This is a genomic window from Pseudomonas sp. NPDC089734 (assembly GCF_044748865.1).
In the GTDB taxonomy this organism is placed as follows: Bacteria; Pseudomonadota; Gammaproteobacteria; order Pseudomonadales; family Pseudomonadaceae; genus Aquipseudomonas.
Map to the genome: position 1 here is coordinate 1 of NZ_JBIVGV010000050.1, position 1,232 is coordinate 1,232.

The 1,232-nt window shown below is 49.9% G+C and carries 3 protein-coding genes; all 3 read left to right on the plus strand.

Annotated features, from left to right (window positions below):
- The first annotated feature begins 78 nt into the window (after positions 1-78).
- The 3 genes from ACIPY9_RS24610 to ACIPY9_RS24620 all read left to right on the plus strand — a co-directional run bounded on the left by ACIPY9_RS24610 (position 79) and on the right by ACIPY9_RS24620 (position 1,228).
- Positions 79-261: a Com family DNA-binding transcriptional regulator gene (locus ACIPY9_RS24610; RefSeq protein WP_400707832.1), complete on the plus strand. Its 183-nt coding sequence runs from the start codon at positions 79-81 to the stop codon at positions 259-261.
- Between the two features lie 11 nt (positions 262-272).
- The gene (locus ACIPY9_RS24615; RefSeq protein WP_400707835.1) at positions 273-632 is read left to right on the plus strand and encodes a hypothetical protein; all 360 of its coding nucleotides are present in this window, start codon (positions 273-275) and stop codon (positions 630-632) included.
- Between the two features lie 413 nt (positions 633-1,045).
- Positions 1,046-1,228, plus strand: a complete 183-nt coding sequence (locus ACIPY9_RS24620) for a Com family DNA-binding transcriptional regulator (protein ID WP_400707832.1) — start codon at positions 1,046-1,048, stop codon at positions 1,226-1,228.
- Positions 1,229-1,232 lie beyond the last annotated feature (4 nt).

Below are 1,232 nucleotides of genomic sequence, written 5' to 3' on the forward strand. Positions count from 1 at the left end.
TTCTGACCTTTTATTAAACCCGCCTCCGTGCGGGTTTTCTTTTTTGAAAAGGTCAGCGAAATACGGAGATTCATACCGATGCTGAAAGATTGCCGGTGTGGGAAATGCAAAAGACTTCTTGCCCGAGTGGGTGAGCACACTGAACTCCAGATCAAGTGTTCCAGATGCGGAACATTGAATCATGTGAAAGCCACGAGCCTCGAGTCATCGCCGTTGAGCGACATGAATGCGGAATCTTCCGCGACTAATCATTCGACTTAAAGGTCATGCACATGAACGCAGTAAAAATTGGTAAGCATTACCGTGGTGTGAGCCCGAAGGGGATCGTGCAACTCGTCTCTCCTGAAGAGAATACCGACGGTTTGATTATTCAGACCGCTTCGATAAATCCGGCCAACGGTTATGTCAATGTATACGCATCGGCAACTGCCCCGGCCAGTATTGGGGATATGAATACTCCCATGGTTTTCAACGGGAATGGCAACTCTGCCACTGGGGTCAACTCGCAAGTGGTATTGCCCAACCCGTTGTTTGTTCCTGCTGGGCGGGGGCTTTGGGTAACCAGTGGTATCTGGGGTTCGAGTGGAACGGCTTCGGGTACGCTTGTCATTACGTGGGACCTTCTTGCTTAAAGACAAGATGGCGTGTGAGCTTTGTTTTTACGCGACGCTCACGCTCTTTCGCGAATGAATTCGCTCCTACACAGGCGGTAGGAGCGAATTTATTCGCGAAAAAACCAACGCAATCCCAGATTCTTTGCCCCGAAATCAGCAACGCTTTTTACCGTTCATCCGCCTCAATTGTTGATGTGTGGCTGAACTCAGGTCGAAGTCTGGTCGAACTCGACCCACCCCCAAAAAGGCCCTTTTCCTCCTTTCCGAACAGGGGTACAAAGGCACCACGATATGCGATTTGCGTCTGGGGACAGCCACTCGGAACGCGCAGTTGAACACCACATGCAGACAGATTCTGACCTTTTATTAAACCCGCCTCCGTGCGGGTTTTCTTTTTTGAAAAGGTCAGCGAAATACGGAGATTCATACCGATGCTGAAAGATTGCCGGTGTGGGAAATGCAAAAGACTTCTTGCCCGAGTGGGTGAGCACACTGAACTCCAGATCAAGTGTTCCAGATGCGGAACATTGAATCATGTGAAAGCCACGAGCCTCGAGTCATCGCCGTTGAGCGACATGAATGCGGAATCTTCCGCGACTAATCATTCGACTTAAAGGT

Coding starts and splice junctions, on each gene's coding strand:
- ACIPY9_RS24610 (WP_400707832.1), top strand. CDS start 79: ATGCTGAAAGATTGCCGGTGTGGGAAATGCAAAAGACTTCTTGCCCGA.
- ACIPY9_RS24615 (WP_400707835.1), top strand. CDS start 273: ATGAACGCAGTAAAAATTGGTAAGCATTACCGTGGTGTGAGCCCGAAG.
- ACIPY9_RS24620 (WP_400707832.1), top strand. CDS start 1,046: ATGCTGAAAGATTGCCGGTGTGGGAAATGCAAAAGACTTCTTGCCCGA.